Consider the following 24,991-nt stretch of genomic DNA (forward strand, 5'->3'; position numbering starts at 1 on the left):
GGCCACCGTGCCGTGATACCGGCCCCCTCCGGGAGCGGGAAACGAATGCCCGGCATCCGCAGACGCGGCGCCGGGCACCCAATCGTCCGCCGGCGGGGGCCGACGGCGCGGGCGGTCTATGCGCGGGTCGACGTTTGCGCGACCATGGGGGCCACAGGTGCCTCCGACAACCCGACATGGCCGACCTCGGCCGCGGTGATGTCCTCCAGGACGCGCCCCTTGGTGGCGATGCCCAAAACCAGCACCGCGAGCCCCCCGATGAAGAGGACGGCGGTGGTGATGCCGAACACCCCGGCGAAGCCGTAGATCGGATAGACGTACCCCACCACGATGGGGGACGCGATGGCCCCGATGCGGCCGATTGCCGAGGCGACGCCGTGACCGGTCGCTCGCAGTTCCGTGGGGAAAAGCTCCGGCGTGTAGACGTAGAGCCCGCTGTAGGTGCCGTTCATGAAAAAGGACAGCAACGCTCCGGCGATGGCGATCTCCGTGTTGCTGCTCGCATTGGCCAGGCCGAAAGCCGACACGCCGGCGAGCATCATGTAGGAGACGATCACCGCCTTGCGCCCGATCTTGTCCACAAGGAACGCCGCCGAGTAGTAGCCGGGGATCTGCGCGAGGTAGATCAGGATGGAGTAGCCGAAGCTCTTCGTCATCGTCATGCCCGACTTGACGAGTAGGCTCGGGATCCAGGTGAAGAAGGCATAGTAGCAGGACGTCTGGGCGAACCACACGATCCACGCCATCGCCGTGACCCGGCGCAACGGGCGCGACCACAGCGCCTTGAGGTTTCCGAGGAACGTGCCGGTGCCGACCTTTGGGGGAGCGGACGCACCCGCCGTCACCTCCGGAAGGCGGCCGTGGCGGGCCTCGATCTCGTCCTCCAACTTGCGGACGATGGCGTCGGCCTCGGCATGGCGGCCGCGGGTCTCAAGCCAGCGGGCCGACTCGGGCAGGTCGCGCCGCCACCACAGGAGCATGACGATGGGCAGCGCCGTGATGAGCAACGCGTAGCGCCACGCTCCGGCGTCGAGCGGCACGATCATGTTGCCCAGAAGGGCCGCGCCTACGAACCCGAACGAGAAGAAGCCGGCAAGGGCCCCCGCGAACCGGCCCCTGTAGCGGCTGGCGACGAACTCGATGAGGAACGGGACCACGATGGCGCTCTCGGCGCCGGTCCCGAACCCCGCGATGACGCGGGTCGCGAAGAACGTGTGCCAGTCGGTGGAGAGGGCGCTGACGACGGTGGCAAGGCAGTAGATGGCCAGCGCGTACATCATGACGCGGCGGCGCCCGATCAGGTCCCCGAGGGTACCGGCGCTGAACGCGCCGAAGAAGTATCCGATGTATGTCGCGCTTCCCAGGATGCCGACCTGCACGCTGTCCAGCGACCACAGCACGGTCAGGACCGGCAGGACGAATGCGACGATGGCCAGGTCCATCGCGTCGAAGGCGAAGCCGAGGCCGCCCATCATCAGGAGGCGATAGTGTGGTCTGCCGAACGGCAGCCGCTCAAGTCTATCCGCTATATTGTACATCGCAACATCCCCTCTTGCTCGAAGAAGCCAGGCAAAACGTTTCCGCGGCCGGCTGCTCGATCACTGTCGGATCGTTCGCGACCAAACCTTCCTCATCATGGAGAGTGCGCCCGAGACAGGTGACGGGATCTTGGCACCAAAGCGGATTTCCATGCCGAATTTAGCCGGCGTTCCCGCATGATTGACTGCGCTGGCGACGACCGTTCGAGCCGGGTGCGCAGGGCGCGATACGTGCGACACGGTTGGCATGGTGGTCCGTCCACGGGGGCAATTTCCCGAAGTCCACCTCGTGGTCCGGCGGGCCATCGGTCCGGGGACGGGCGATGCAACGTTCGGGCGATGCGGAAGCACGGATGATCGCGGGCGCCGCGAAATTCGGGGAATGATTCCGTTCGCCGCGGTTGAACGGGCCCAAAAGCCGTCCGTGCCTGGGACAATTCCCGTGTTCATCGCGTCGCCCGGAGTCGAGGCGGACGTGCGGGGATACCGACCATGCGCATCGCGGATACGGGCCGGCCGCCGTCCGAACCTTCCTCCGATACGGCTAGCGCCGTCCTGACCGTGGACCTGGCCGCCATCGTCACGAACTACGACCTCCTGCGCCGGCAAGTCGGAGGGGCGGGATGTGCGGCCGTGGTGAAGGCGGACGCCTACGGCCTCGGTGCCGACCGGGTCGCCCCCGCGCTCGCCCGGGCCGGCTGCCGCACGTTCTTCGTCGCCCAGGTCGAGGAAGGGGTCGCGCTCCGCGGCATCCTCGGACCGGACGTTGAGATCGCCATCCTCAACGGGACCACGCCCGGCAGCGAGGGTGCCTGCGTCGCGCACGGCCTGGTCCCCGTGCTGAACACCGATGTGCAGAGGCGCGCCTGGATCGCGCTCTCCGGCCGGCTGGATAGGCGGCTCCCGGCCATCCTGCAGGTCGACACCGGGATGGCCCGCTTCGGCTTCGCTTCGAACGAGTTCGACCGGTTGCTAGAGGATCCGTCATCCTTGGACGGCATCGAACTCCGCCTCGTGATGAGCCATCTCGCCTGCGCCGATGAGCCGGGCTCTCCTGCCAACAATGCCCAGAGACAGGCCTTCGACAGGGTTCGCCGCAGGCTGCCGGGCGTCCCCGCCAGCCTCGCCGCTTCCTCAGGGATCTTCCTGGGACCGGACTTCCACTACGACCTGGTCCGGCCGGGGGCCGCCCTCTACGGGATCGCCCCCCAGGCCGGCCGGCCCAATCCCATGAGGCCGGTCGTCACGCTTCGGGCTCGCGTGTTGCAGGTCCGGACGGTCCCGGCGGGGACGCGGGTCGGTTACGGGCACGCCGAGCTCGTGCGCCGCGAGAGCCGCCTGGCGACCGTCGCCATCGGTTACGCGGATGGCTTTTTCCGAAGCTCCTCCGGCGCGGGCGAGGCTTGGTCCGACGGATGCCGGCTGCCGCTGGTCGGCCGGGTCTCGATGGACAGCATCATCCTCGATGCGACGGACGCGCCCCCGGACGCCGTCCGGTCCGGCAGCCTCGTCGACCTCTTCGGGCCGGACCGGGACGTCGACGCGGTCGCCTCGGCCGCCGGAACCATCGGCTACGAGGTCCTGACGGGCCTCGGTCGCCGCTTCCATCGCACTTTCCTCGACGCGTGAGGCCTTTCCCATGCATGTGATGATCCTCGGGGGCGGCGTCGTCGGCGTCGCCTCGGCCTATTACCTCGCCAAGGCCGGCCACCAGGTCACTGTGATCGAACGCCAGCCCGGCGTCGGCCTGGAGACCAGCTTCGCCAATGCCGGGCAGGTCTCACCCGGCTACTCGGCCCCGTGGGCGGCCCCGGGCATCCCGCTGAAGGCGATGAAGTGGCTGATGATGCGGCATCGGCCGCTCGTGCTCTGGCCATGCCTGGAGCCCCGCCTCTACGGCTGGCTCGCCCGGATGCTCGCGAACTGCACGGAGGACGCCTACCGGCGCAACAAGGGACGCATGGTGCGCCTCGCCGAGTACAGCCGCGACGCCCTGCGCGACCTTCGCTCGGAAACCGGCATTACCTACGACCACCGGGAGAAGGGCACGCTCCAACTCTTCCGCACGCAGAAGCAACTCGACCACGTCGGTGATGACACCCGCGTCCTCGACGCCTATGGCGTCCCCTACGAAGTCCTCGATTCCGCCGGCTGCATCGCGGCCGAACCGGCACTGCGGCACGTCGGCGGGATTATCGCCGGCGGTCTCCGCCTGCCCGGCGACGAGACCGGCGACGCCCACCTGTTCACGCAACGCCTCGCCGCGATCTGCGAGGGTCTCGGCGTGGCGTTCCGCTACCGCGTCCCGGTCGCGCAGCTCCTGTCGAGGGGCGATCGGATCGAAGGCGTCGAGACCGGCGACGGCGAGATCCTGCGGGCGGACGCCTACGTCGTCGCCCTCGGCAGCTACTCGCCGGCCCTGCTGCGCCCGCTCGGGATCGAGGCACCGGTCTACCCGGTGAAGGGTTACTCGCTGACGCTCCCGGTCACCGACGCGACCGCCGCGCCGGTCTCGACGGTCATGGACGAGACCTTCAAGGTGGGCATCACCCGGCTGGGGGACCGCATCCGCGTCGGCGGGACCGCCGAGCTCGCCGGGTTCAGCGACGTCCTGAGGGTGCCGCGGCGTCAGACCCTCGAACGCTCGGTCGGCGACCTCTTCCCGAGGGGAGGCGACCTGGGCCAAGCCAAGTTCTGGACCGGGCTCCGGCCGATGACGCCCGACGGCACCCCGCTCGTCGGCCCGACCCGCGTCGCGAACCTGTTCACGAACACGGGCCATGGCACGCTCGGCTGGACGATGGCCTGCGGGTCGGGCCGGCTCCTGGCCGACCTGGTCTCCGGACGCGCGCCCGAGATCGAGAGCGAGGATCTGGGGGTCCGGCGCTACGCCGTCCCGGCCTGAGGCACGGGGGCGGCCGCCGTTTCGCACAGGAGCCGAAGATCGCACGAAAGTTCTTCGGGCGAAGGCTCAAAGAGCATCAAGTTCCGTACGCCTCCGGCGATGCTCCCGGCCACCAGAGACCGGGAGTTCGGAATGTCGACGATCCTGCAGCGCCTCCACGCGATGGGGCTGACCTTGCCGAAACCGGCGGCGCCCGTGGCCAACTACGTCTCCTGCAGGCGTCACGGGGGCGTCGTCATCGTCTCCGGACAGATCTGCCTCGGTCCCGACGGCCGGCTCGGAGTCGAGCATACGGGCAAGCTCGGCCAAACCGTGTCGGTCGAGCGCGGCGTTGAGGCGGCCCGTCTCTGCGCCCTCAACGTGATCGCGCAAGTGGGCAGGATGGTCGGTGACCTCGACCGCCCGGACCTGACGTGCCTGCGCCTGGGCGGCTTCATCAATGCCGCCCCGGATTTCGCGGGCGTGGCCACGGTCATGAACGGGGCCTCCGACCTGATCGTGGAGCTCATGGGCGAGAAGGGGCGTCACGCGCGCTCGACCGTCGGGGTCGCGGTCCTTCCGCTCGACGCGGCGGTCGAGGTCGAGGCCACCTTCGGCATCGAATGACGACGGACACTGCGGAGGGAGGAACGGACATGTCACGCCATACGGTTGCGGTCATCGCGGGCGACGGCATCGGCAAGGAGGTCATGCCCGAAGGCATCCGCGTCATGGAGGCCGCAGGGCAAAAATTCGGGTTCGGGCTCTCCTGGGATGAGCTCCCGTGGAGTTGCGAGTATTACGCGCGCCACGGGCGCATGATGCCTGCCGACGGCCTGGACCGGATACGCGGACACGACGCCATATTCCTGGGCGCCGTGGGCTTCCCGGGCGTGCCGGACCACGTCTCGCTCTGGGGACTGCTCATTGCCATCCGCCGCGGCTTCCGGCAATACGCGAACGTCCGCCCCGTCCGCCTCCTGCCCGGCATCGAGTCCCCCTTGCGCGGCCGCTTTTCCGGCGACATCGACTTCATCGTCGTGCGCGAGAACAACGAAGGCGAATACTCGTCGTCCGGCGGCATCAGCTTCGAGGGGACCGACGACGAGGTCGTCATCCAGAACAGCGTCTTCACGCGCCGCGGGACCGACCGCATCCTGAGATACGCGTTTGAGGTCGCGAGCGCCCGTCCGCGCAGGCACGTCACGTCCGCCACGAAGTCGAACGGCGTGTTCGTCTCGATGCCGTACTGGGACGCCCGGTTCCGCGAGATGGCCGCCCGGTACCCAGACGTGCAGGCCGACCAGTACCACATCGACATCCTGGCCGCGCATTTCGTGCGCAACCCGGACCGGTTCGACGTGGTGGTCGGGAGCAACCTCTTCGGCGACATCCTGTCGGACCTCGGCCCGGCCTGCACCGGCACCATCGCAGTCGCACCCTCGGCCAACCTGAACCCCGAACGCGACTTCCCGTCGATGTTCGAGCCGGTCCACGGCTCGGCCCCGGACATCTACGGACGCAACATCGCCAACCCCATCGGGCAGATCTGGTCGGGGGCGATGATGCTGGAGCATCTGGGACACCCGGAAGCGGCCGCGGCCGTCGTGCGGGCCATCGAGGTCGTGTTGATCGAGGGGCCGCGCACCCCGGACATCGGCGGTACGGCCAGCACGCAGGAGGTCGGTCGGGCGATTGCGGAAGCCGTCTGAGCGCACCGATAGGTCCGGCGGCGAACGGGTGCCGCCGCCGGCCTTTAGCCTACCGGGGCGACCGCCCAAGGCGCCCATGCGGCGCCGACGGGGCACGGTGGTATGAGCCACGGTCCCGCGCATCAACCGCCTCGAACCCAGGCTTCCGGATGTCAGACCTGCCAGCCTCCGACCTGTCCCCCTTCCGCGATCTCCTCGGCGAGGGCGGGATCATCACCGATGCCGCCGGCCTGACGCGCTACACCCATGACCAGCGCGCCTTGATGCAGGGGGAAACCCCGGGCGTCCTGCGCCCGCGCACGGTCGAGGAGGTCCAGGAGATCGTCCGCATCGCGGCGCGCCTCGGCTTCGGCCTCGTGCCCCAAGGCGGCAACACCGGCTACGTCGGCGGCGCCACGCCCGAGCCCGGCCGCGGGCAGCTCGTGGTGAGCCTTGAGCGGATGAACCGGATACGCTCCGTCGACCCGACCGGCTTCACGCTCGCCTGCGACGCCGGCACGATCCTCGCGGACGCGCAGGCTGCCGCCGAGGCGGGCGGCTGCCTCCTGCCCCTCAGCCTGGGCGCCGAGGGCAGTTGCCGCCTCGGCGGCAACGTCGGGACCAATGCCGGCGGCCTGCAGGTTTTGCGCTACGGCATGACCCGCGACCTCGTGCTCGGCCTGGAGGTCGTACTGCCTGACGCCTCGCTGTTCTCCGACATGCGGACGCTGCGCAAGAACAACATCGGCTACGACCTGAAGCAGCTTTTCGTCGGGGCCGAGGGCACGCTCGGCATCGTCACCGGGGTGGTGCTCAAGCTCTGGCCCGCCCAGACGAAGCGCGCCACCGCATGGATGCAACTCGCGGCGGGCGCGCCCATCCCTGAGGTGGCGGCCCTGGTCCGGCGGGAAACCTCGGACCTCGCCTCGACCTTCGAGCTCATCTCGGCCTCGTCGCTGGCGCTCGTCGCCGACATGCGCGGCACCGAGCTCGGCCTCGCGGCCGGGCCCGGTGGCGCGGTGCTGCTCGAACTTTCCGCGTCCTCGGAAGGCATCCCCCTCGACGACATCCTCCTTGGCACGTTGGAGGCGCTGATGGAGGCCGGCCACGTCGAGGACGCGGTGTTGGCCCAGTCGGAGCGGCAGCGGCGCGAGATGTGGACCATCCGCGAGACCATCCCGGAGGCGGAGAAGCACGCCGGCGGGTCTGTGAAGCTCGACATCGCGGTGCCGACCTCCGCGGTCTCAGCCTTCCTGGCCTCGGCGGGCGCGGTGGTGGAGGCGCAGGCCCCCGGCACGCGCCTGTCGTTCTACGGCCATGTCGGCGACGGCAACATCCACTTCAACCTCATGGTGCCGTCCGGCCGCGACCGGCTCGCCTTCACGCGGGAAGTGGAGGCGGGCATCGCCCATGCGGTCTACGCGGTGGCCCTCGACCTCGGTGGAAGCTTCAGCGCCGAGTACGGCATCGGCCGGTTCAAGAGGGACCTGCTGGACCGGTACGGCGACCCGACCCGGCTGGCCCTCCTCGGCGCGATCAAGCGGGCGGTCGACCCGCGGGGATCGATGAACGCCGGGGCGATGTTGTGAAAACCGGCCCCGCGGCGGGAGGTTCGGCTCGACGGGACGGCCCGTGCCCTTCGGTGGATGATGCCGCCGCAGGCTCGGAAACCGGCGACAAATGCCGACCGAATCCGCCACCCTGGGCCATTCTAAAACCAACGAGGAGCATGAACGGTGGACACGACGCCGAAGCCCGAGACCGTCTACGACACGTTCGCGGCCGTCGACATGCGCGTGGGACGGGTCGTCGACGTGCAGCCGTTCCCGCGGGCGCGGAACCCGGCCTACAAGGTCGAGGTCGACCTCGGGCCGCTCGGACGGCGCTGGTCCAGCGCCCAGGTCACCAGGTACAAGCCGGAGGAGTTGCTAGGCTCCCTGGTGGTCGTGGTCCTCAACTTGCCGCCGCGGAACATCGCGGGCTTCCGGTCCGAGGTCCTGATCCTCGGGGCCAGGAACGAGGCGGGCGACGTCATCGTCCTCACGCCGCGGTCGGACGTGACTCCCGGCGAACAGGTGTTCTGATTTCGGCGATCCGTTCGCCAGGTCGTCCGAGCTGACCGGCTGACCGGCAACGTCGACGAACGAGATCTTGGACAGGGTTGACCGGGAGGCTGGCGCCCGCCGGTCCTCCCGGCCTTGCAGTCTCGGACCACCGCCTCGGCGGCGATATAGCCCGGGGAGTGGTTGCCGGCCCCAGCCACGATGCCGTCGACAGTCGCGCGGATGTTAGCCGGCGGACGACCGGGATCTTCGGCTGCCTTCAGCGCCCAGCGAAGAGCTACCGGGAATGTTGCGAGCCGTCGACGGACGTGACCGCCTCGTGGGGCTGCACGTGCCAGACATGGTCCTCGTCGCCTGCGAGCCCGCGAAGAGCTTCGTCGAGCACGTCGATCTCGGCCGCGCGATTGACCAGGATGATGACCGACGAGCTGTCGTAAGTGGCGCCGCCCCCGACCTTGTCCATGAGCACCGTTCGCACGGCCTGCCGACGTTGCCACCGGCCGGCCTGATCCTGCGGAGGCCGCAGGTCGAGCGGCGCCTGCACGTACTCGCAGGACAGGCCTGCGAGGAGGCGGGACGCCATCGACCGGTTCAGGCCCGGGAGGTCGAAGTAAGGATAGGCACGCGCGTCCAGCACGAGCCTGTACCGGGCCTGCGACACGGCGCGGGCGAACGTCGCGCCGTGGATGTCGGCCATGGGCAGGCACAGGACGTGGTGAGACGGTCGCAGATCGAAGAGGGAGAGTTGTCGAGGCGTAGGCCTCGTGAGCTGAAAAACTTCATCGGTGCAGGGGCTTGGCTCGACGAGGCGGAGCATCGTCCTGCTCATGCTTGAAGCTCCCCCAGGCCCGATTCCAGTTCCAGGTAATGTACCCGGAAGGATGGTGAGTGACCACCCCAAGCCGGTGTCTTGACCCCGAAGTCCCCCGTCGCCTTGTCCTTGTAGTCACGGTCCTTGAGGAAGACGCGGGCGTACATCCTTGGGGCCACTCCGACGAAGGGATGGAACAGGACCTTGGGCGCCTTGCGCGGTTGCTCCGCGGTCTCCCGCGCCGGGCCTGGCCTCTCTAAAGGCTGCGCCTGCGACGGAGGTTCCCAACCCTCCGAGTCCGTGGTTATCGCGTCGCAGTGCAGGGCGATGGCCTGGCTCTTCGGATAGGGCTCGATGTACTGGACCTCGTCGATGCCGGCCGCCACGATGTGCCGGGCGCAGTAGTGGCACGGGAAGGTGCTGACGTAGAGCCTGCAGCCTCTCGGCGAGGTGCCCGTCCTGGCGGCGGCGAGGATAGCGTCCATCTCCGCATGGACCGCGCGGCTGAACTCGATCAGGCCGCCGATCTTGGTGCGGCGGAGCTCGCCCAGGGCCTGCGGCCGGGTGCGCCCCTCCGACAGGGCGGGGTACTTGTCGATCAGCTCGCCGATGATGGCGTTCTGCTCCCGGTTGCTGCTGCAGAACTTGTCGGGCCGGTAGGCGCAACGATGGTCCGGCGCCTCGTCGTCGAAGTCGGCCCCGTAGAGGCCGCCACCCGCCTTGGGCACGTCGTTGGCGCCGGTGGAGACCACGTTCCCACCCGCATCCACGAGCGCCGCGCCGACCTGGCGGGAAAGGCAGGCGCTCCTGAGCTGGGCCGAGTGGGCCTGGTGCATCGCGGTCTCGCCGATCTTCGGCCGGATGACCTCGGAAGCCGTAAGCATCCGCACCAGCCGCCGCAGCGGTTCATTCATCGCCGTGTTCCGAGGGTCGTTTTGCGCGTCCTTGGAGTTGTCGACGAAGAAGTCGGCCTCGTGGAAGGTGTCGATGACATGCTGTCCATGGCTCGCGGGCGCGTCGGCGTCACGGGCCATGAAGGCGGAGACGCGGTCGAGGTTCTCCTGCTTGCCGCGGTCACCGAAGCCGAAAAGGTCCCGGATCAATCGCTTGCGACGCTCGTCCTCCTCGCAGACCACCCCCACCAGGGTGAAGGCGTCCTGGTAGACGCGGCGCAGGAGTTGGGCCTCGGACGGGTGGCGCAGGGACTCGATGAGGTACGCCCGCGGCTTCCCGTCGATCTCCCCCTCGGGCCTGCCGCTGGCCGTGGCCCGCACCGCCCGGATGCGCGCCATGATCGCGCGTGCGACGGCGGCGTTGTCCCTGAACGACAGCCGCATCTCGTCGCCGAGGTTCTGCATGTGCTCGACCCCGTCGAGCGACTTGTGCGCGGTCTCGACGAGGCTGAGGTCCTTGCCGTTCTTTCTCGCCCACGCCTTGATCTCGGTGCTCGCCTTGAGGATGTGGACCTCGTACGTGCGGTCCCCGACCGCCTGTGTCTCCAGGAACTCCTTGAGGATCATGGCCGCCTGGCCGGAGCCAGACCCTCCCGGTCCGACGAAACCGATGAAGAGCTCGTTCGCGAGGTTTTCCGTGAGGTGTTCCTGGCTCGTCGCCCTGGCAGCCGCCGCGGGTGGCCTCGGAACCTGGCGGAGCGACTTCAAGGCGGACATCCAGCTTCAATCCCGAAATCGCACGGTTCGCAAGGGAGCGCGACGGGGGTGGCATCTGCCACACCGCTCGGTCCAGCGAAAGCACCAAGCGTGTCGATCTCAGGTTAACGCCCGGGCTTAGAAACGCTGTCAGGCCAGGGCGCTCGTCCAAGCGCTCCGGCGGAACGGACCAGCGGTGGATCGGACCCGGCCGGCAGCGTCCCTCATGTCCCAGGGTGACGGGGGCGACCGTCTGCCCGGCAGCGTCGCGCGAGTCCCGCCCGGTCAGGGGCCGCCGAAGCAGGACATGCGGCTTTGACCGCGCGCAGCCGGCATTCCATGTCGCCGCCGGCCGTTCTTCGGCATCATGCTCCGCGAAGGACGGCTAGAATTCCCGGAGCGACGTCGACCGCCCCGTCCGGGGCCGGAGGTAACCCTGCGGTCGCGCTCGACGAAACCTCCCGCTCGAAAGGCCGCCCCATGCTCACGGAACGCTTGAAGGATCGGACGCTGCTGGTCGAGCGGGCGTACGTCGGGGGCGCGTGGACCGACGCGGATGGGGGCGAACGCATCCCGGTCGTCGATCCGGCGACGGGTGCCGAGATCGCGTCCGTTCCGGCGCTCGGCGCCGTCGAGACCGCGCGGGCGGTCGCCGCCGCCGATGGCGCCTTCGAGGCCTGGCGCTCCAAGGCCGCCGGGGAGCGCGCCGAGATCCTTGAGCGCTGGGCGGCGTCGATGGTCGCCAACGCGGACGATCTCGCGGCCATCATGACGGCCGAGCAGGGCAAGCCCCTCGACGAGGCGCGGGGCGAGATCCGTTACGGCGCCAGCTTCGCGAAGTGGTTCGGGGAGGAGGCGCGACGCGCCTATGGCGACACCATCCCCGGCCCGACCGCGGACAAGCGCATCCTCGTCCTGAAGCAGCCCGTCGGCGTCTCGGCGGCGGTCACGCCGTGGAACTTCCCGACGGCGATGATCACCCGCAAATGCGCGCCGGCGCTAGCGGCCGGCTGCCCGGTTGTGGTCAAGCCGTCCGAGCTGACGCCGCTGTCCGCCCTCGCGCTCGCGGTCCTCGGCGAGCGGGCCGGCATCCCTCCGGGCGTATTCAACGTCGTCACCGGCATGCCGCAAGGTATCGGTGGCGAACTGACGGGCAATCCCACGGTCCGCAAGCTGTCGTTCACCGGCTCGACCCGCGTCGGGCAGCTCCTGATGCGCCAGTGCGCCGACACGGTGAAGCGGGTCAGCTTCGAGCTCGGGGGCAACGCGCCGTTCATCGTGTTCGACGACGCGGACCTCGACCTCGCCGTCGCCGGCGTGATGGCGAGCAAGTTCCGCAACGCCGGCCAGACCTGCGTCTGCGCCAACCGCATCCTCGTACAGGACGGGATCTTCGACCGGTTCTCGGAGATGCTCGCCGCCGCCGTGGCGAGGCTGAGGGTCGGCAACGGCTTCCTCGACGGCGTGACCATCGGCCCGGTCATCAATCGCGCCTCGGTCGAGAAGATCCGCCACCACGTCGAGGACGCGCTCTCGCGCGGGGCCACGGCCCTGACCGGGGGCATCCCGACCGGCGACGACCAATTCGTCCAGCCGACCGTCCTGACAGGCGCGAGCGTCGACATGGTGCTCGCCCGGGAGGAAACCTTCGGCCCCGTCGCGCCGCTGTTCCGGTTCCACGAGGAGCGCGAGGCCATTGAGGTCGCCAACGCCACCCCTTTCGGGTTGGCGGCCTACTTCTACACGCGCGACCTCAACCGCTCGTGGCGGGTGGCCGAACGATTGGAATTCGGGATGGTCGGGCTGAACACCGGCACGCTCGCGACAGAGGTGGCCCCCTTCGGAGGCGTCAAGCAATCCGGGATCGGTCGCGAGGGCTCGAAGTACGGACTCGACGAGTACCTGGAAGCCAAGGCGTTCCATATCGGGGGCCTTTCGGCGTGATGCCGGCAGCCGCATGGAGCGGCCGTTCGCCGGTCCCCAATTCAGGATACCAAGCTGATGACGACGGCATCGCATGCCATGGACAGGCAGGCGGCGGTCCTGGGAGGCGGCGCCATCCTGTTCTCCCAGGCATCGCTGAACCTGGGGGCCGCCCTGGGAAAGCACCTGTTTCCCGTAGTCGGAGCCGAGGGCGTCGCGGCGTTGCGCGTCGGTCTCGCCGCGGTCCTACTGCTGGCCATCCTCCGCCCGTGGCGTTCGCCGGTAGGTCGGGGGCACGTCGGCAGCCTCCTGCTCTACGGCACGACGATGGGCATGATGAGCCTGTTCATCTACCAAGCCATCGCCCGCATCCCCATCGGCGTGGCGACGGCCATCGAGGTGACGGGCCCGTTGAGCATCGTGCTCCTCAATTCCCGGCGTCCCCTCGATTTCCTCTGGCTCGGGGCGGCGGTGTTGGGGTTGGCGCTGCTGCTGCCGCTCGATACGTCGAAGGCGCTTGACCCCCTCGGCGTGGCGTTCGCGTGCGGTGCGGCCACCTGCTGGGCGCTCTACGTCGTCTCCGCGCGCAAGGTCTCCGGGCCCCTGGGAAACCGCGCCGTCGCCTGGGGCATGCTCGTCGCCGCGCTGATCGCGCTGCCGTTCGGGGCCGCCAGGGCGGGCGCGAGCCTGTTCGAACCCAGAATCGTCGCGACCGGGCTCGTCGTCGCGGTCCTGTCCAGCGTGATGCCGTACCTGATTGAGATCGTCGCGATGAACCGCCTCACGGCGAGCGTCGTCGGGCTGAGCCTGGGCGCGGCGCCCGCCGCGGGGGCGCTGGTGGGGTTCCTCGTCCTTGGCGAGCGCCTCCTGCCTATCCAAGGGGTGGCGATCCTATGCATCATCGGGGCGTCGGTCGGCTGTGCCCTGGCATCGTCCTGGTCGAGACAGACCGACATCGACGCGAGGTAGGGCCGACCCCGACAAAGCTGCGCTCACCCTGGCCGAGCGGTCCACTTTTGCGGCAAGCGCAAGCCGTGCCACGCCGACGTTATGTGAGACATGCCCTGCGCCATCGCCGTATCCCCACTAAGGCGCAGGTGCGGGTTTCCGGCGGCACGGACAAATTGGGCGGACGCGCCGGACGAGGAGTTCAAGTCGCCCGGCCCAGGACCAGGCGGACATCAGGCTGCCCGCGGTAGATGCAGGGGCCGTGATCGGCGATGGGCGAGACCGCGCATGGTAAGAGCCGGGAACCGAACCGCATCCGATTAAAGCACGATCGATTCGCACCTGGGTCCGTCGCGCAAACCTCAATCCACTCCGCGGAGAATGCTGTTTCATGGGGTGGCCATGGGCCTCCGTCAGAATCTGAAGGCGTCCGCACAAAAATTCGACCGCCCGCGGACGGCACCTGGGCGCTCAACAAGGCCACCGGCGTGTGTCTCCCCAGAAATACAACGGGCGATGGACACTGGGCGATCCTGATGGGGGAAACCCCAACTCCCATGGGGCTCGAACCCATGTGGCTAGGGGCATGGGGTGGGCAGGGGGCTCGCCGGTTAAGGTTGCATCCCGACGGAGCTGGTAGCTAGCCAGCGAACCGCACAGGCTAGGGGCGCGCGGGGCTGAGTGGTGCCGGTCCGGGCGCATATCCGTCCTCCAGCCTGTGCGCGTTGATGAGCTTCCAGAGGCCGCCCCCGGAGGGGCACGATTTCCCGCTGGACTTCCACTGGAGGACCAAGCCGTCCTTCATCGCCCGCGCCGGCGTCAGCCTGGCCGGCCACCCCCGGGCCCAGGAGGCCCGGAACTCGATCATGACCTCGCTCGCCCGGGCCGCCCTCGCGGGCCGGGGCAGCTGGGTCTCCTACTCCCGGTCCAAAAGGTTCTACGCGCCGCTGGCCCGCTACGAGGGCACCGCGTACACCTACGACCGCGTCCTCGCTGCCGTCGACGAGCTCCTTGCCCTCGGCCTGATCGAGGAGGAGCGCGCGCTCCCCGGCCCCGCGTCGCACGGCTGGCAGTCCCGCATCCGGGCGACCGACCGGCTCCTCGCCGCGTTCCGCAACTGCCCCTTCCAGCACGTCTGGCCCAGGGACGTCATCGAGCTCCGCGACGCCAGCGGCGAGCGCATGGCCTACGTCGACACGGACCACACGCGGCGCCTGCGTAGGGTCATTGAGGCCCGCAATGAGGCCCTCGGCGCCATCTCCGTTAAGATGCCCGAGAAGAACGGCTGGATCCACACGCCCGGGCACGTCTCGGTCCGATCCGATAAGACCGGCAACTGGGTCAGCCTTCGCCCTCTGCCCATCCCCCAGGTCGTACGCATCTACGGCCGGGGCCGGTGGGACATGCACGGCCGCCTGTATGGCTGGTGGCAGCAGCTCCCGGCGTCCCGACGCCTGGAGCTCCTCATCAACGGGGAGGTGGCGTTCGAGGAGGACTGGAGGGCGTGCCATCCGACGCTCCTATACGCCATGGCCGGCAAGGTGCCGGTCGGCGAGATCTACGACGTGGCCGGTTACGACCCGCGGCACGTTAAGGCGGCGCTCCTCACCGTCATGAACACCAAGAGGACCTACGGCGGCGTCCTGTCCCTGATGAAGCGGGAGGAGGACGACCCGGGCGCGTGGCCGCACTCGCTGGACTACACGAAGGGCCTGATGAAGGCCGTCTTGGACCGCCACAAGCCCATCGCACACCTGCTCGGGGCGGACATGGGGATCCGCCTGATGCACGTCGAGAGCGAGATGTGCGTCGAGGTCCTCAAGCGCAGCGAGCGCCAGAACATCCCCGCCCTGCCGGTACATGACTCCTTCGTGACGCCGGCCTCGAAGGGCACCGCCTTGACCGCCATCATGACCGAAGTCATGGAGGCGAAGTGCGCCGAGATAAATCATTCCAGGCCCTCAATAAAAGCCGGAATCCCCCCACAGATGGGAGCGGCGCTGGTTTCCAGGGTGTCTGCGGCTGCCTCCGCCCCTGTCTCTCCCGCACGCGAGGCCGCTTCCAACCCTTCTTCTTTCGCATCCTCCATTACCGGCCCTGCCAAGGCCGTTTCTCGCCCCTTACAGACCGTCGAGAAGCAGCCGGCTCCCTCTGTCGCTCCTACCGCCTTCGAGGCTCCTGGGAGGGACTGGGACTTGGCCGAGCGGACCGAGGCCCTCACCGCCCACTTCGAGAGAAAGGGCAAGGCGGAGCTCGCCTACGCCCATCACATCCTTGGCCTGAAGGTGGACCTGCGCGAGACCCGCTCGTCCCGGGCGCGCGCCAGGGAGGAGGCCGAGGAGATGGCCCAGAGAGAGTGGACCGAGGGCCGCAGGCTCGTCGACAGGGTCCCGGACCGTCTCTCTGACAAAGAGAAGGCGCTGCGAGCCAAGGCGGCGGCTCCCAGGGCCCCCCGGCTCCGCAGGCCTATGCCGAGGCCCCGCCGCCCGTCGACCTGCTGGGGGCAGCCCGAGGCCGCCCCGACCCTGGTCAAAGCGAAGCCCCAGGAGGCCTCGCCCAGGATCAAGGCGAAGCCCGAGGCGACCGTTGCCCCGGTCAAGGCGAAGTCCGCCTCCCGGCCGGCCAGGAGCCTCGCGGCCCTGCTCCGCACCCGGGACCCGATGCTAGTGCCGGAGGAACAGGGGCCCGGCTGGACCGCCAACCCGCGTCGCCGCCCGGACGGGATCACCGCCAGGGCCCACGCCGGGGTGTGGCGCGCCCTGGGCCGTGTCCCGTCCGAGCCCGAGGGCGGGCACGAGCCTCCCGGCGGACCCGTCGCCACCCCGCGGGCGGCCACCGGCTGCGCCCCGTATCCGAGCCGGCCCCGCGCTTGGTGAAATGCCTCGGCGCCGCCCTTGTCCCAGTCTGGCGCCGAGGCTAGGCTCCGTACGTCCACGCACAGGACGCGGCGTTGCACCACAACCCGGCAGAACCCCCGACCCGGTGACCTGGGCGGGGGTTCTCTCGTTCCGGGCCCTGTGGTCCCTTGCCAAGCCTGGCGGCAGGATGGGCCATGATCCCGACCCCCACCTTCGCCATGATCTCTCCCGTCCCCCCTCCGTCCTCCAAGACGGCGCGCCGCGATGCCGACCGTGCCCGCAAAAGGGCCGAACGCCAGGCCTTACGGGATGCCGGCGCCCCTGATCTCAGGCAGCTAGACGCGGCCATCGTCGATGCCCTGCGGGATGCCTTGCGCCCCCCGGCAGACCAGGGAGCCGTCCGCCGGCATGTCGACCTCCACGACGTACTCAGGGGCGCCGCGCTGGCCCTGAGGGGCAGGACACACGGAGGAGTCTCCCTGCAGCGCGAGGCCATCCATTCGGCTCTGGCCAACCGTCTCGCGCCCCGGCAGGACTGACCGGGGGTGGGTACTTAATACCCACCCTTGCGCGGTCCCGGCGGCAGCTGCAGCCTGCCCGGCATGTCTGACCGCCCCCTCGTCGACCTGAAATTCCGCGTGGACACCGAGGGCTGGGCCCGCCAGCTCGGGGGGGCGCTTTGGACGTGACCCCGTTCGCCGCCTCCTACTCCCTCAACGGTGTCGTCTTCGCCGCCCGGGACGCCCTGCGGGACGAGGCAAAGCGTGTCTTCGACAGGCCCGTGGACTTCTCGGTTAGGAACGCCTTCGGCTACACCCGGGCCCGGTTCAACGGGGACATGACGGCCCGCATCTCAATCCGGGACCGGCAGTTGGCGTAATACGCCTACTAGATCCGGGGGGCACCCGCATGTTCGGGAACATTGGCCCCGGCCAGACTTGGCTCTTCCTCCCCGTCGCGCCCGAGCTTGTCGACCCGGCCTCCGGGGGGCTGCGTCGCAACGTCCTGCGCGGCCTGTCCCACCGTGCCGCCCCCAAGGGAAAGGGCACGGCCGTGCACCGCACGACCAAGGCCAGGGACGCCCAGCACCGCCTCGTCTTCTTCGCCTCCGTGTTCGGGACGCAGGCCATATGGGAGCACCCGGAGCGGACCAAGGCGACCGGCCCACCACGCCGCGGGGTCCGGCAGGTGCACAACCTCTTCGCCCCCCGCCTGCTCGTGGGTGCCTACCGGCAGGAGGAGTACCGGCGGCCGAGGTTCACTTTCAGGGCATCGTGCGGAAGGCTTACGAGCACCTGCCCGTCATGTTCGACCAAGCCGTGAAGCAGCGCCTCGGCCGCATCCTGTCCGACCGAGGGCTGAGCGGTCGCTGACCCCATCCAGGGCCCATTGATCCCCATGGTTTTCCATGGGACGTCCATGGCACGGCCGCCCTCGACTCGGACCGCCTAACCCCTTGATCCCAGGCCATGACCGGCCACGGCCCCATGGGCTTGTCATGGGTCTGTCATGGGGCCTGGCAGCCCCCTAGCCGGGGTCCACGCGCCCCCCATCCCGGCCCCATGGATCCCCATGCCTGCCCATGAAGGCGCATGGGCCGCGACCCGACGCCGGCCTGCCGTCCCGCCCCATCGGTCCCCCGCGCCCATGGCGGGGTCCGCCTGCCTATCGGATCGGGACACCGATGGGTCGAGGCCCCAGGATGCCCGCCAGGCCATGCCGGGGTGGTGACGGGCAGATGTATGCGCGCGTACGCGAGGGGCTGCACTGCCGCTCCAGGGCCTCGCCCGCCGGTTCGATATATCCCCATGGTGTCGGGTTGATTTGGCATCGCACGCGCGCCCGGTTCGAGGATCGCCCCGACCCCCGCCAGCATCAGCATCCCCCCGGGCCAGCCGGCGCCGGCGCCCCGGGGATCCCGCCGCCCTGCAGGCGCGCCCCCATCCCCGGCATTCCCGTCCCCGGGCAGGCGCCTCTACCATTAAGGGCGACCCCGCCCGCTCCCTGGGCGCGCCTGGTGGTGCTCGGCGCCCCGGGACGCGGCGCGGTCTATGAGAGCGGGGCGCCCCCGGGCCCCCGGCCGTAGTGCGGGGTTGTTTCGCCATCGCTTTTTCTTGCCGTTCGGGGATCGCCCCGATCCCCGCCAGCATCAGCATCTCCCGGGCCCGCCCGCGCCCTGAGGATCCCGCCGCCCTACACTCTAAGACGCGAGGGCTCCGTTGATCGCCTTGATGACTTTCTCGGCGTTGTTGAGCGTCGCCGCGACGCCCGGGCCGTCGCCGTCCAGGAAGCCGGGGTTCCGGATCAGCCAGTCGGCGGGGGAGAAGTGGTCAAACTCGGGCGTGGAGGGTGGCAGGACCCTGAACAGCGTCTCCATGCGCTTGACGAGCCGGTTCGGCCCTGGGGCTTCCCTATCGAGCTTGGCCAGCGTCAGGACCGAGCGCCCTTTCAATTCGAATGCACCATTGACGATCCCGACGTAGGTCTCTGGGTCGAAGATGTCCTCGACGTCCCCCTCGGGCAGGCCGAGCACGTCGGGGTAGTTCATGATGCGGCTCTCGGGGATCGCCCCCGCGGCCCGGAGCTGCTCCAGCTTGCGCTTGTCCCCCTGAGCTCTGTCGGACATCACCGCCAGATGCAGGTTTGCCCCCTTGAAGAGGGACACGAAGGACTGGATCTTGTCGAGGCCGCCGGCTGGGCAGATCGTCCAGCGCGGGTCGAGCTCAGTCCTGCGGCGGCGCCTCAACTGGGCGGACAGGGCCTTAAGAAAAAGGATGTCCCCCGGGCCCTCCACCAGCAGTGTGTGCTTGCCGATGAAAAGCGTCTGGGTGACGTCGTAGCCCAGGGCCGCCTGTAGTGGGAACAGCGTGTCCGGGTCGGTGGCGAGCACGTCGTCCCTGACCTTCGTGCCCTTCGTGGTCCAGACGCCGGGCCGTTTCATCTCGACCTGGTCCTCGACGATACGGGAAAGCGTCAGGTCGTCGGGCGGCACCATGAACGGGGAGTGCGTGGAGAATACCACTTGATGGTGGGGCACCAGCTTGTCGTCGAAGTACCGCAGCAGGTCCGCCTGGGCCTTGCCGTGCAGGGTCAGGCCCGGCTCGTCCAAAAGGAGCACGAGGTTGCCGCCCCGCTTGCTCACCTGCGCGAACTTCACCAGGAACGAGAAGAACCAGATGAAGCCGGCGCTACGTTCCGAGAACGGCACGGTCACGCGATGAAGGGTGTTCTTGACGCGCGCGCGCGCGATCACCCCGGCGTTGAACGGGGCCGGATCACCGGCCTCGGCCTTGGTGACCCTGACCTCAAGTTCCAGGAACGCGTTTTGCGTCCAGTATTCCTGCAACTGGTCAGTGATGGCGTTGGAGGCGGCCTCGCACTTGGCGTTCAACGACTCGTAGGTCGTCGATGCCTTGATCTCCTCCACCGACGTGCCCGCAAATTCGAGGAAGTCGAGGAAGACCTTTTCGCCCACCTCCAACTTCGTGTGCCCATGCGGATGGCCGGGCTGATGATAAGGGTCGTCACCGTTGCGAACGATGTCATCGACCCTGATCTGACCGACCATCCGGTCATAGTACGAGAAGTACATGTACTGCGGCGTCTTCGACCTCACGAAGCCAGCGACCAGGCCGCGGGCGTTCTTGCTGGGCATCGCGCCGATCTTGGCCAACAGCGAGGCTTGAGCCGTCGTGCGCTCGGATAGACCCTCAAGCGCTGTGCGGAGCGTGTCTGTGGTCTTGGCGCCCGCCAGCGGGGCCCGTTCTTCCGGCGTCAGGCCGTGGCTCGTCAGCAGATGCTCGATGACCGCAGGGTAATCGATGTCCGCCTCGACCTCGAACGTCGTGTCCTCGTAACGACGCTTCAGTGTGACCTGTGGCGAGTTCAGGCAGTTCGCCCCCAGTTCGGCACGGAGTGCCGCAAGCATCGACGGCGACAGCGTCCACTCCGACGAGATGACGACCGCTTCCCCCCCATCCTTGGGATGCCGGGTATCGTATTCGTTGAGGTACCGTCTCGGGTAATCACGCTCCTTGTCGAACACGAAGGGCGTCGCGGGGTGAGGGTTTAGACCCGCCAGGGCGTGGAGGAGGGCGGTCTTGCCTGCCTCGTTCTTCCCGACGAGGCAGACCATGTCCCCGAGGGTGACATCACCTGAATCCTCGACGCTGCGGAAGTTGGTAACCCGGAAACTGTCGAGCTTCATGCGATATCCCTTGATCCTTGAGAGGCTCGCGTGATCGGTCTGGCTGTTGCGAGCAGGCGGCGCGATATCAGGGCCGCGCGGATGACACTCCACCGAAGGGAGGCGTGGGGGGTGCGTAGGCTTCCTTGAAGTCCTTGTGCCCGGCGAGTGCCGCTGGCCGGTAGGGCCCCTGTCCCGCACACTGGGTGACCTCAGGCAAGGCGAACCGCTCGCGGACGCTAGGATGGACCAGCGCCTCCTTCGGGATGTCCCGGACCTTCACGGGCCATCCGAGCCAGCCGAGGTGACGGCTGAGACAGGCCGGGAAGATGCGGGCGATGGTGTCGTGCATGCCGGCGACCTCGCAGTGCTGCATCCCGTCCGAGGCAGGGTGCAGATGCAGCCGGCCTGTGCCGGGCTTCCCCGGCTCCATCCCATCGACGACCAGCGGGCCGGGGATCCTGGTGGCCTCGCCGACCATCCACCCCAGCGCGATGTCGGACAGTCGGCTTTCGGCTTCGGGGTAGCTCCCGCCGACGTCGGAATGGTTTCCAGCGAACCACATCTGGATGAGCGGGTCCGGTTCCCCGACGACTTTCTTACGGATCCCGTCACGGCTGCCCCACTCGACGCGGGGGAAGTCGGTGCGGGTCTCGTCGATGGAAAGCGCGTGCCGGGCGAAGCCAACGTGTCCGCTGAGGAGGCGGTCATAATTCCCGGACCGCCACTGCGCGATGTGTCGGCGCGTCTTCCCATTCACCGGCGAGTTCTTGATGGTCTTGATTGCCGTCGGGAGCCATTGCGAGAGGACGAACATCCCGATCAGCGCCAGGGCGGCGAAGAACGGCCACCAGTAGCCGGTCCCAAAGGCTAGGTCCGCCAACACGGCGGGCACCGCCGCCGCCATCGCGGCCAGCATGGTCAGGCCGGCCGCGATGCCCCACCTTTTGGGCCCGGTCGCGCCGAGGGAGGCGACGGTGTCGAACACGCCGATAAAGTGGGGTGCCACGTTCGAGGACACGTCGTCTCCCGATCCGTAGGTGCGCCGGAACCGCCTCGCGAGCTCGAACCGGTCCTTCTCGTAATCGCCGCCGCGGGGGGATCCGGCCCCGTATTCATAGACCTTCATCACCGCCTCGTCGGCGATGTCCCGGGTCGCCTTGCGGAAGCGCGGCAGGTAGCTCCCAGGGGCGGTCGTCGGCACCCCGCACAGGAACAGCACGTTGGCGACGCAGCGGGCCGTGTAGGCCCCTCGGCTGAAGCCGACAAGAAAGATCCGGTCGCCCGGCTCGTAATAATTGAGGATGAACTCGTAGCAGTCGGCGATGTCTCGGGTGATACCCAGGCCTGTCACGGAGGACAGGAGCTTCTGGATCCGGCGATATGCCCCGGTGAAGCCCGTCGCGCCCGCGTCGGTGCCCAGTCCGGCGTCGTAGAACGCTACCTGGTCGCGCGGGTCGACGCCGCTGTCCGGGCCGACCCGGCAGGCGCGGTAGAGCTTGTACACGTTGCTCAGGCGCTGCTCCTCGCGGAGACCGCCTTCCTGTCCCGTGCCGTCCGAGAAGACGACGATGTTCTTGGCCATGATGCACCCTGCGTCCGACCGCCAGGTAGGCGGGCCCTCCCGAAGGTGGGCCCGCCGGGGGCGCCTCAGCGCTCCTTGCGCACGCCCTTGAAGGGGGTGCCGTCCTTCTTGCCGTCCATGAAGCGGCCGGTGTCCGCGTCCCGCTTGGTCCAGGTCTCCGTCCTGGGGTTGAAGACCTGCGACCGGTCGCGGACCATGCCGTTGCGGTGGCCGTCACCGGATGGAGGGTTCGTAGCCATGATTTCACCTGTAGTCGGGGGCTCGCGCGGACGCGGCGCGGCCCGGGATGCCTCAGCGCTTTCCCGCGGTCCGGGGCCGTTGGCGCCGGGACGGCCGGGAAGCCCTGACGCTCAAGCCCCCGGTCCGAGGTCATGGGCTAGCATCCGGAGTCCGACTGCGAAGCAACCTCGTGATTTGCTCAGATAGCTTGCAATTTACAATTTTGCAAGATATCGCCGCGATGGAGGAACTTGATGACATCCGCACCGGCAGGCACACGGCTCAAGGCACTTCGCGAGCAGCGGAACATGTCTCAGGAGGAGTTGTCTCGCGTACTCGGCTTCGACCACCGCCAGACCCTCCAGCAGATCGAGTCGGGCCAGCGCAGGCTCACGGCCGGCGAGCTCGTCGCCGCCGTGGAGGCGTTCGGCTTGCCGCTCGACTACTTCACCAATCCGTACCTGATCGTGGGCGAGGCCCGTTTCTCGTGGCGAAGGGATGCGGACACGTCCGTCGCGAATCTCGACGCATTCGAACGAAAGGCTGGTGAATGGATCGGCGCTTACCGTGAGCTCCGTACCGCCATGGGCAGGCCCGTGTCGCCCATCGTCCACCGGCTGAACCTGACGCGCGCGAGCAGCTACGAGGACGCGACCGATGCCGGCGAGGCGGTAGCCCAATTCCTCGACCTGGGCCCCATCCCCTCGCGAACCCTGGCCCGGGCCATGTACGAGAGGATGTCGATCCTGGTGCTCATGGTCGACGCGACGGTCGGCATCTCGGGCGCTGCCTGCCTCGTCCGTAACCTTGGCGCCGTCCTCGTGAACCGCGGGGAGGCGCCGGGCCGCCGCAGCTACGACCTCGCACACGAGCTCTTCCACATCCTGACCTGGGACGCGATGCCGCCGGAGCGACTGGACGACGGGGAGGGGACCGGGAAGCTCCAGAAGCGGGTCGAGACGATGGCCGAGAAGTTCGCGTCCGCGGTCCTGATGCCGGCACAGATCCTGAATGGAATTCCGATGGACGCCGCCGATCCCGCTTGGCTGAACGCCACCGCCACTGAACTCGGAGTGTCGTCGAAGGCGCTTAAGTGGAGGCTTGTCGACCTGGGCCGGCTCGACCGCTCCGTCGCGCGCGCCTTCGACGACGACCTGCTCGTGAACAACGGCGGACTCCTCGCAAGGGGGATGGACGCACCGTTGCCGTTCGGTCGGCCGTTCATTGAGGTCATGGCGGATGGGATCGGCCAGGGCCGCGTCTCAGTGGGGCGGGTCGCGGCGATGCTCGAAGTCACGGTCGAAGGACTTGGCGAACTCTTCGATGCGCATGGGGTCGCACGCACGTTCGATATCTGAGCAGGCCTACCCGCCCCGGAAGACGCGAGCCGTCCTCACTGGTCCATCAAGTCAGCCAGAGTTCGCAGAGGCCTTCCTGAGTGAAGATCCGCCCATGGTTCGAGGCAGCCTAAAAAAGAGGCGGTCGATGTGCGTAGCACAGCTAGCGTAGCGCTATCAGCTACACGTTACGGACGCGAAACGCTTCCTTAAGCATGTCGGCCTCCCATCGAGATGGCATGCGAGGGGGCGATCATGGCGGGAGGAACCGCAGTCGGGCGTACACCGGACGACGAACGCCGTCGGCGCGCCGTCTTCCAGGCGGCTGACGACCTCCGTGCCGAGGGCGTGGAAAGCGTCAGCCTACGGACGGTCTGGGCCCGGGTGAAGCGCGATCACGGGGTCGCCGGCAGCAACCAGACCATCGGCCGGTACTATGCCGAGTGGACCGCCGACAGGTGCTACGACCCTGCCATCGAGCAGTCTGGGATGCCCAAATCCGTCTCGACACGGCTGGCGAAGGCTGGCGTCGACCTTTGGGCAGCGGCGCAGGCCGAGGCCGCCATGATCTACCAGCGCGACCGCCAGCGCATGGAGGCGGAAATCGCGGGCGAACGAAAGTTGCGGGAAGAGGCACTCGCGATGCTGGACGCCCGCGAGGCTGTCATCGACGCTCAGCGAAACGAGCTTGCCTGGTACGCGACCGAGCTCGACCGGGTGAGGGAGCACCTGTCGTTGGTGAGATCGCGCGCCTTCTGGCGGAGGGTGGCCCAGGAGATCTGGGAGATCCTCCCTGAACGGGAGGCGATGCACCTGGCCGACATCGTGCCCCGGATCGGACACGAGTTCGTGAGGGAGGCCGAGGACTACCCCGGGGAATGGGGCGTGGATCTTATCCGGGGCGTGATGGACCAGCGGATCAAATTCAAGAAGCTCTTTGCGAAGGAGGGGGCGGCTCGATACAGGCGGCGTCGACCCGAGGACGATGCCGCCTGAGCCGTCCAGCCGTTCCAAGGCCGCCCTTGGCTTGTCGCCCATAAAAAGGGTCGCCGCTTCGAGGCGGCGCCCCCACTCACTCAAGGTTGTTGCGATGCGGAACTTTGGTGTCCGAAGTCGCAACACAGGTTCGGCTATCATCACCCACCAACCACCATTACGGCGAGTAGAAGCGGGGCGATGATGTTGGTGATTTTTATCACCGGGTTCACAGCGAGGTCGGCATTGCCACAACGAAGGTAGCTCGACCGACCGGAGAGGTGCCGTTCGCCTGGTAGGCGGAGGCCTCCGCCGCGTCCCCTT

General features: G+C 68.4%; 20 protein-coding genes. 13 read left to right on the forward strand and 7 right to left on the reverse strand.

Annotation, left to right across the window (positions count from 1 at the left end; all coding sequences use genetic code 11):
• Positions 1-116 precede the first annotated feature (116 nt).
• On the reverse strand, positions 117-1,538 hold the full coding sequence (locus tag LXM90_RS10570) for an MFS transporter (RefSeq protein ID WP_234082642.1): 1,422 nt from the start codon (positions 1,536-1,538) through the stop codon (positions 117-119).
• A 492-nt stretch (positions 1,539-2,030) separates the two neighbouring features.
• Here LXM90_RS10570 and alr point away from each other — a divergent pair, with 492 nt between their 5' ends.
• The 6 genes from alr (at position 2,031) to LXM90_RS10600 (ending at position 8,197) form a co-directional block, all read left to right on the forward strand.
• A complete protein-coding gene (alr, locus tag LXM90_RS10575; RefSeq protein ID WP_234082644.1) occupies positions 2,031-3,167 on the forward strand; it encodes an alanine racemase in 1,137 nt (378 codons plus the stop codon).
• Positions 3,168-3,177: 10 nt separating this feature from the next.
• On the forward strand, positions 3,178-4,443 hold the full coding sequence (locus LXM90_RS10580; protein WP_234082647.1) for a D-amino acid dehydrogenase: 1,266 nt from the start codon (positions 3,178-3,180) through the stop codon (positions 4,441-4,443).
• A gap of 132 nt (positions 4,444-4,575) precedes the next feature.
• Positions 4,576-5,049 carry a RidA family protein gene (locus LXM90_RS10585; RefSeq protein WP_234082648.1) on the forward strand — a complete coding sequence of 158 codons (474 nt, stop codon included), beginning with the start codon at positions 4,576-4,578 and terminating at the stop codon, positions 5,047-5,049.
• A 29-nt stretch (positions 5,050-5,078) separates the two neighbouring features.
• On the forward strand, positions 5,079-6,134 hold the full coding sequence (locus LXM90_RS10590; protein ID WP_234082650.1) for a tartrate dehydrogenase: 1,056 nt from the start codon (positions 5,079-5,081) through the stop codon (positions 6,132-6,134).
• 149 nt (positions 6,135-6,283) lie between these two features.
• Entirely contained in the window at positions 6,284-7,702 is a 1,419-nt protein-coding gene (locus LXM90_RS10595; RefSeq protein WP_234082652.1) for an FAD-binding oxidoreductase, read from the forward strand.
• A gap of 147 nt (positions 7,703-7,849) precedes the next feature.
• A complete protein-coding gene (locus tag LXM90_RS10600) occupies positions 7,850-8,197 on the forward strand; it encodes a tRNA-binding protein (RefSeq protein ID WP_234082653.1) in 348 nt (115 codons plus the stop codon).
• 256 nt (positions 8,198-8,453) lie between these two features.
• Here the strand turns inward: LXM90_RS10600 and LXM90_RS10605 are convergent, their stop codons facing one another.
• Together LXM90_RS10605 and LXM90_RS10610 are read right to left on the reverse strand one after the other, a co-directional pair.
• The gene (locus LXM90_RS10605; protein WP_234082655.1) at positions 8,454-8,873 is read right to left on the reverse strand and encodes a hypothetical protein; all 420 of its coding nucleotides are present in this window, start codon (positions 8,871-8,873) and stop codon (positions 8,454-8,456) included.
• Positions 8,874-9,001: 128 nt separating this feature from the next.
• A complete protein-coding gene (locus LXM90_RS10610; protein WP_234082656.1) occupies positions 9,002-10,657 on the reverse strand; it encodes an anti-phage dCTP deaminase in 1,656 nt (551 codons plus the stop codon).
• A 459-nt stretch (positions 10,658-11,116) separates the two neighbouring features.
• On the opposite strand from LXM90_RS10610, the gene LXM90_RS10615 reads away from it, so the two are divergent.
• The 3 genes from LXM90_RS10615 (at position 11,117) to LXM90_RS10625 (ending at position 16,383) form a co-directional block, all read left to right on the forward strand.
• Positions 11,117-12,580 carry an NAD-dependent succinate-semialdehyde dehydrogenase gene (locus LXM90_RS10615; protein ID WP_234082989.1) on the forward strand — a complete coding sequence of 488 codons (1,464 nt, stop codon included), beginning with the start codon at positions 11,117-11,119 and terminating at the stop codon, positions 12,578-12,580.
• A 57-nt stretch (positions 12,581-12,637) separates the two neighbouring features.
• Entirely contained in the window at positions 12,638-13,528 is an 891-nt protein-coding gene (locus LXM90_RS10620) for an EamA family transporter (protein WP_234082659.1), read from the forward strand.
• Positions 13,529-14,235: 707 nt separating this feature from the next.
• Positions 14,236-16,383 (forward strand): hypothetical protein, encoded by a 2,148-nt coding sequence (locus tag LXM90_RS10625; protein ID WP_234082661.1) that lies wholly within the window; start codon positions 14,236-14,238, stop codon positions 16,381-16,383.
• A gap of 317 nt (positions 16,384-16,700) precedes the next feature.
• Here the strand turns inward: LXM90_RS10625 and LXM90_RS31905 are convergent, their stop codons facing one another.
• On the reverse strand, positions 16,701-16,832 hold the full coding sequence (locus LXM90_RS31905) for a hypothetical protein (protein ID WP_267965800.1): 132 nt from the start codon (positions 16,830-16,832) through the stop codon (positions 16,701-16,703).
• A 218-nt stretch (positions 16,833-17,050) separates the two neighbouring features.
• Between LXM90_RS31905 and LXM90_RS10630 the strand changes: the two genes are divergently transcribed.
• Together LXM90_RS10630 and LXM90_RS10635 are read left to right on the forward strand one after the other, a co-directional pair.
• Positions 17,051-17,245 carry a hypothetical protein gene (locus tag LXM90_RS10630; protein WP_234082663.1) on the forward strand — a complete coding sequence of 65 codons (195 nt, stop codon included), beginning with the start codon at positions 17,051-17,053 and terminating at the stop codon, positions 17,243-17,245.
• 29 nt (positions 17,246-17,274) lie between these two features.
• Complete coding sequence (locus LXM90_RS10635) at positions 17,275-17,688, forward strand: hypothetical protein (protein WP_234082665.1); 414 nt, start codon at positions 17,275-17,277, stop codon at positions 17,686-17,688.
• Positions 17,689-18,565: 877 nt separating this feature from the next.
• Here the strand turns inward: LXM90_RS10635 and LXM90_RS10640 are convergent.
• From LXM90_RS10640 to LXM90_RS10650, 3 genes are all read right to left on the reverse strand, one after another.
• Entirely contained in the window at positions 18,566-20,572 is a 2,007-nt protein-coding gene (locus LXM90_RS10640; RefSeq protein WP_234082667.1) for an AAA family ATPase, read from the reverse strand.
• Positions 20,573-20,639: 67 nt separating this feature from the next.
• Positions 20,640-22,136, reverse strand: a complete 1,497-nt coding sequence (locus LXM90_RS10645) for a DUF2235 domain-containing protein (protein WP_234082669.1) — start codon at positions 22,134-22,136, stop codon at positions 20,640-20,642.
• 65 nt (positions 22,137-22,201) lie between these two features.
• Complete coding sequence (locus LXM90_RS10650; protein ID WP_234082671.1) at positions 22,202-22,375, reverse strand: hypothetical protein; 174 nt, start codon at positions 22,373-22,375, stop codon at positions 22,202-22,204.
• Between the two features lie 234 nt (positions 22,376-22,609).
• Here LXM90_RS10650 and LXM90_RS10655 point away from each other — a divergent pair, with 234 nt between their 5' ends.
• A complete protein-coding gene (locus LXM90_RS10655; protein WP_234082672.1) occupies positions 22,610-23,713 on the forward strand; it encodes an XRE family transcriptional regulator in 1,104 nt (367 codons plus the stop codon).
• Positions 23,714-23,947: 234 nt separating this feature from the next.
• Positions 23,948-24,688: a DNA-binding protein gene (locus tag LXM90_RS10660; RefSeq protein WP_234082674.1), complete on the forward strand. Its 741-nt coding sequence runs from the start codon at positions 23,948-23,950 to the stop codon at positions 24,686-24,688.
• Positions 24,689-24,991 lie beyond the last annotated feature (303 nt).

Origin of the sequence: Methylobacterium oryzae (assembly GCF_021398735.1) — a bacterium.
Taxonomy (GTDB): domain Bacteria; phylum Pseudomonadota; class Alphaproteobacteria; order Rhizobiales; family Beijerinckiaceae; genus Methylobacterium.

What these genes read in the sequence shown, in the direction of transcription:
- LXM90_RS10570 (WP_234082642.1), bottom strand. Translation starts at nt 1,538, where the DNA reads ATGTACAATATAGCGGATAGACTTGAGCGGCTGCCGTTCGGCAGACCA.
- alr (WP_234082644.1), top strand. Translation starts at nt 2,031, where the DNA reads ATGCGCATCGCGGATACGGGCCGGCCGCCGTCCGAACCTTCCTCCGAT.
- LXM90_RS10580 (WP_234082647.1), top strand. Translation starts at nt 3,178, where the DNA reads ATGCATGTGATGATCCTCGGGGGCGGCGTCGTCGGCGTCGCCTCGGCC.
- LXM90_RS10585 (WP_234082648.1), top strand. Translation starts at nt 4,576, where the DNA reads ATGTCGACGATCCTGCAGCGCCTCCACGCGATGGGGCTGACCTTGCCG.
- LXM90_RS10590 (WP_234082650.1), top strand. Translation starts at nt 5,079, where the DNA reads ATGTCACGCCATACGGTTGCGGTCATCGCGGGCGACGGCATCGGCAAG.
- LXM90_RS10595 (WP_234082652.1), top strand. Translation starts at nt 6,284, where the DNA reads ATGTCAGACCTGCCAGCCTCCGACCTGTCCCCCTTCCGCGATCTCCTC.
- LXM90_RS10605 (WP_234082655.1), bottom strand. Translation starts at nt 8,873, where the DNA reads ATGGCCGACATCCACGGCGCGACGTTCGCCCGCGCCGTGTCGCAGGCC.
- LXM90_RS10610 (WP_234082656.1), bottom strand. Translation starts at nt 10,657, where the DNA reads ATGTCCGCCTTGAAGTCGCTCCGCCAGGTTCCGAGGCCACCCGCGGCG.
- LXM90_RS10615 (WP_234082989.1), top strand. Translation starts at nt 11,117, where the DNA reads ATGCTCACGGAACGCTTGAAGGATCGGACGCTGCTGGTCGAGCGGGCG.
- LXM90_RS10620 (WP_234082659.1), top strand. Translation starts at nt 12,638, where the DNA reads ATGACGACGGCATCGCATGCCATGGACAGGCAGGCGGCGGTCCTGGGA.
- LXM90_RS10625 (WP_234082661.1), top strand. Translation starts at nt 14,236, where the DNA reads ATGAGCTTCCAGAGGCCGCCCCCGGAGGGGCACGATTTCCCGCTGGAC.
- LXM90_RS10635 (WP_234082665.1), top strand. Translation starts at nt 17,275, where the DNA reads ATGTTCGGGAACATTGGCCCCGGCCAGACTTGGCTCTTCCTCCCCGTC.
- LXM90_RS10640 (WP_234082667.1), bottom strand. Translation starts at nt 20,572, where the DNA reads ATGAAGCTCGACAGTTTCCGGGTTACCAACTTCCGCAGCGTCGAGGAT.
- LXM90_RS10645 (WP_234082669.1), bottom strand. Translation starts at nt 22,136, where the DNA reads ATGGCCAAGAACATCGTCGTCTTCTCGGACGGCACGGGACAGGAAGGC.
- LXM90_RS10650 (WP_234082671.1), bottom strand. Translation starts at nt 22,375, where the DNA reads ATGGCTACGAACCCTCCATCCGGTGACGGCCACCGCAACGGCATGGTC.
- LXM90_RS10655 (WP_234082672.1), top strand. Translation starts at nt 22,610, where the DNA reads ATGACATCCGCACCGGCAGGCACACGGCTCAAGGCACTTCGCGAGCAG.
- LXM90_RS10660 (WP_234082674.1), top strand. Translation starts at nt 23,948, where the DNA reads ATGGCGGGAGGAACCGCAGTCGGGCGTACACCGGACGACGAACGCCGT.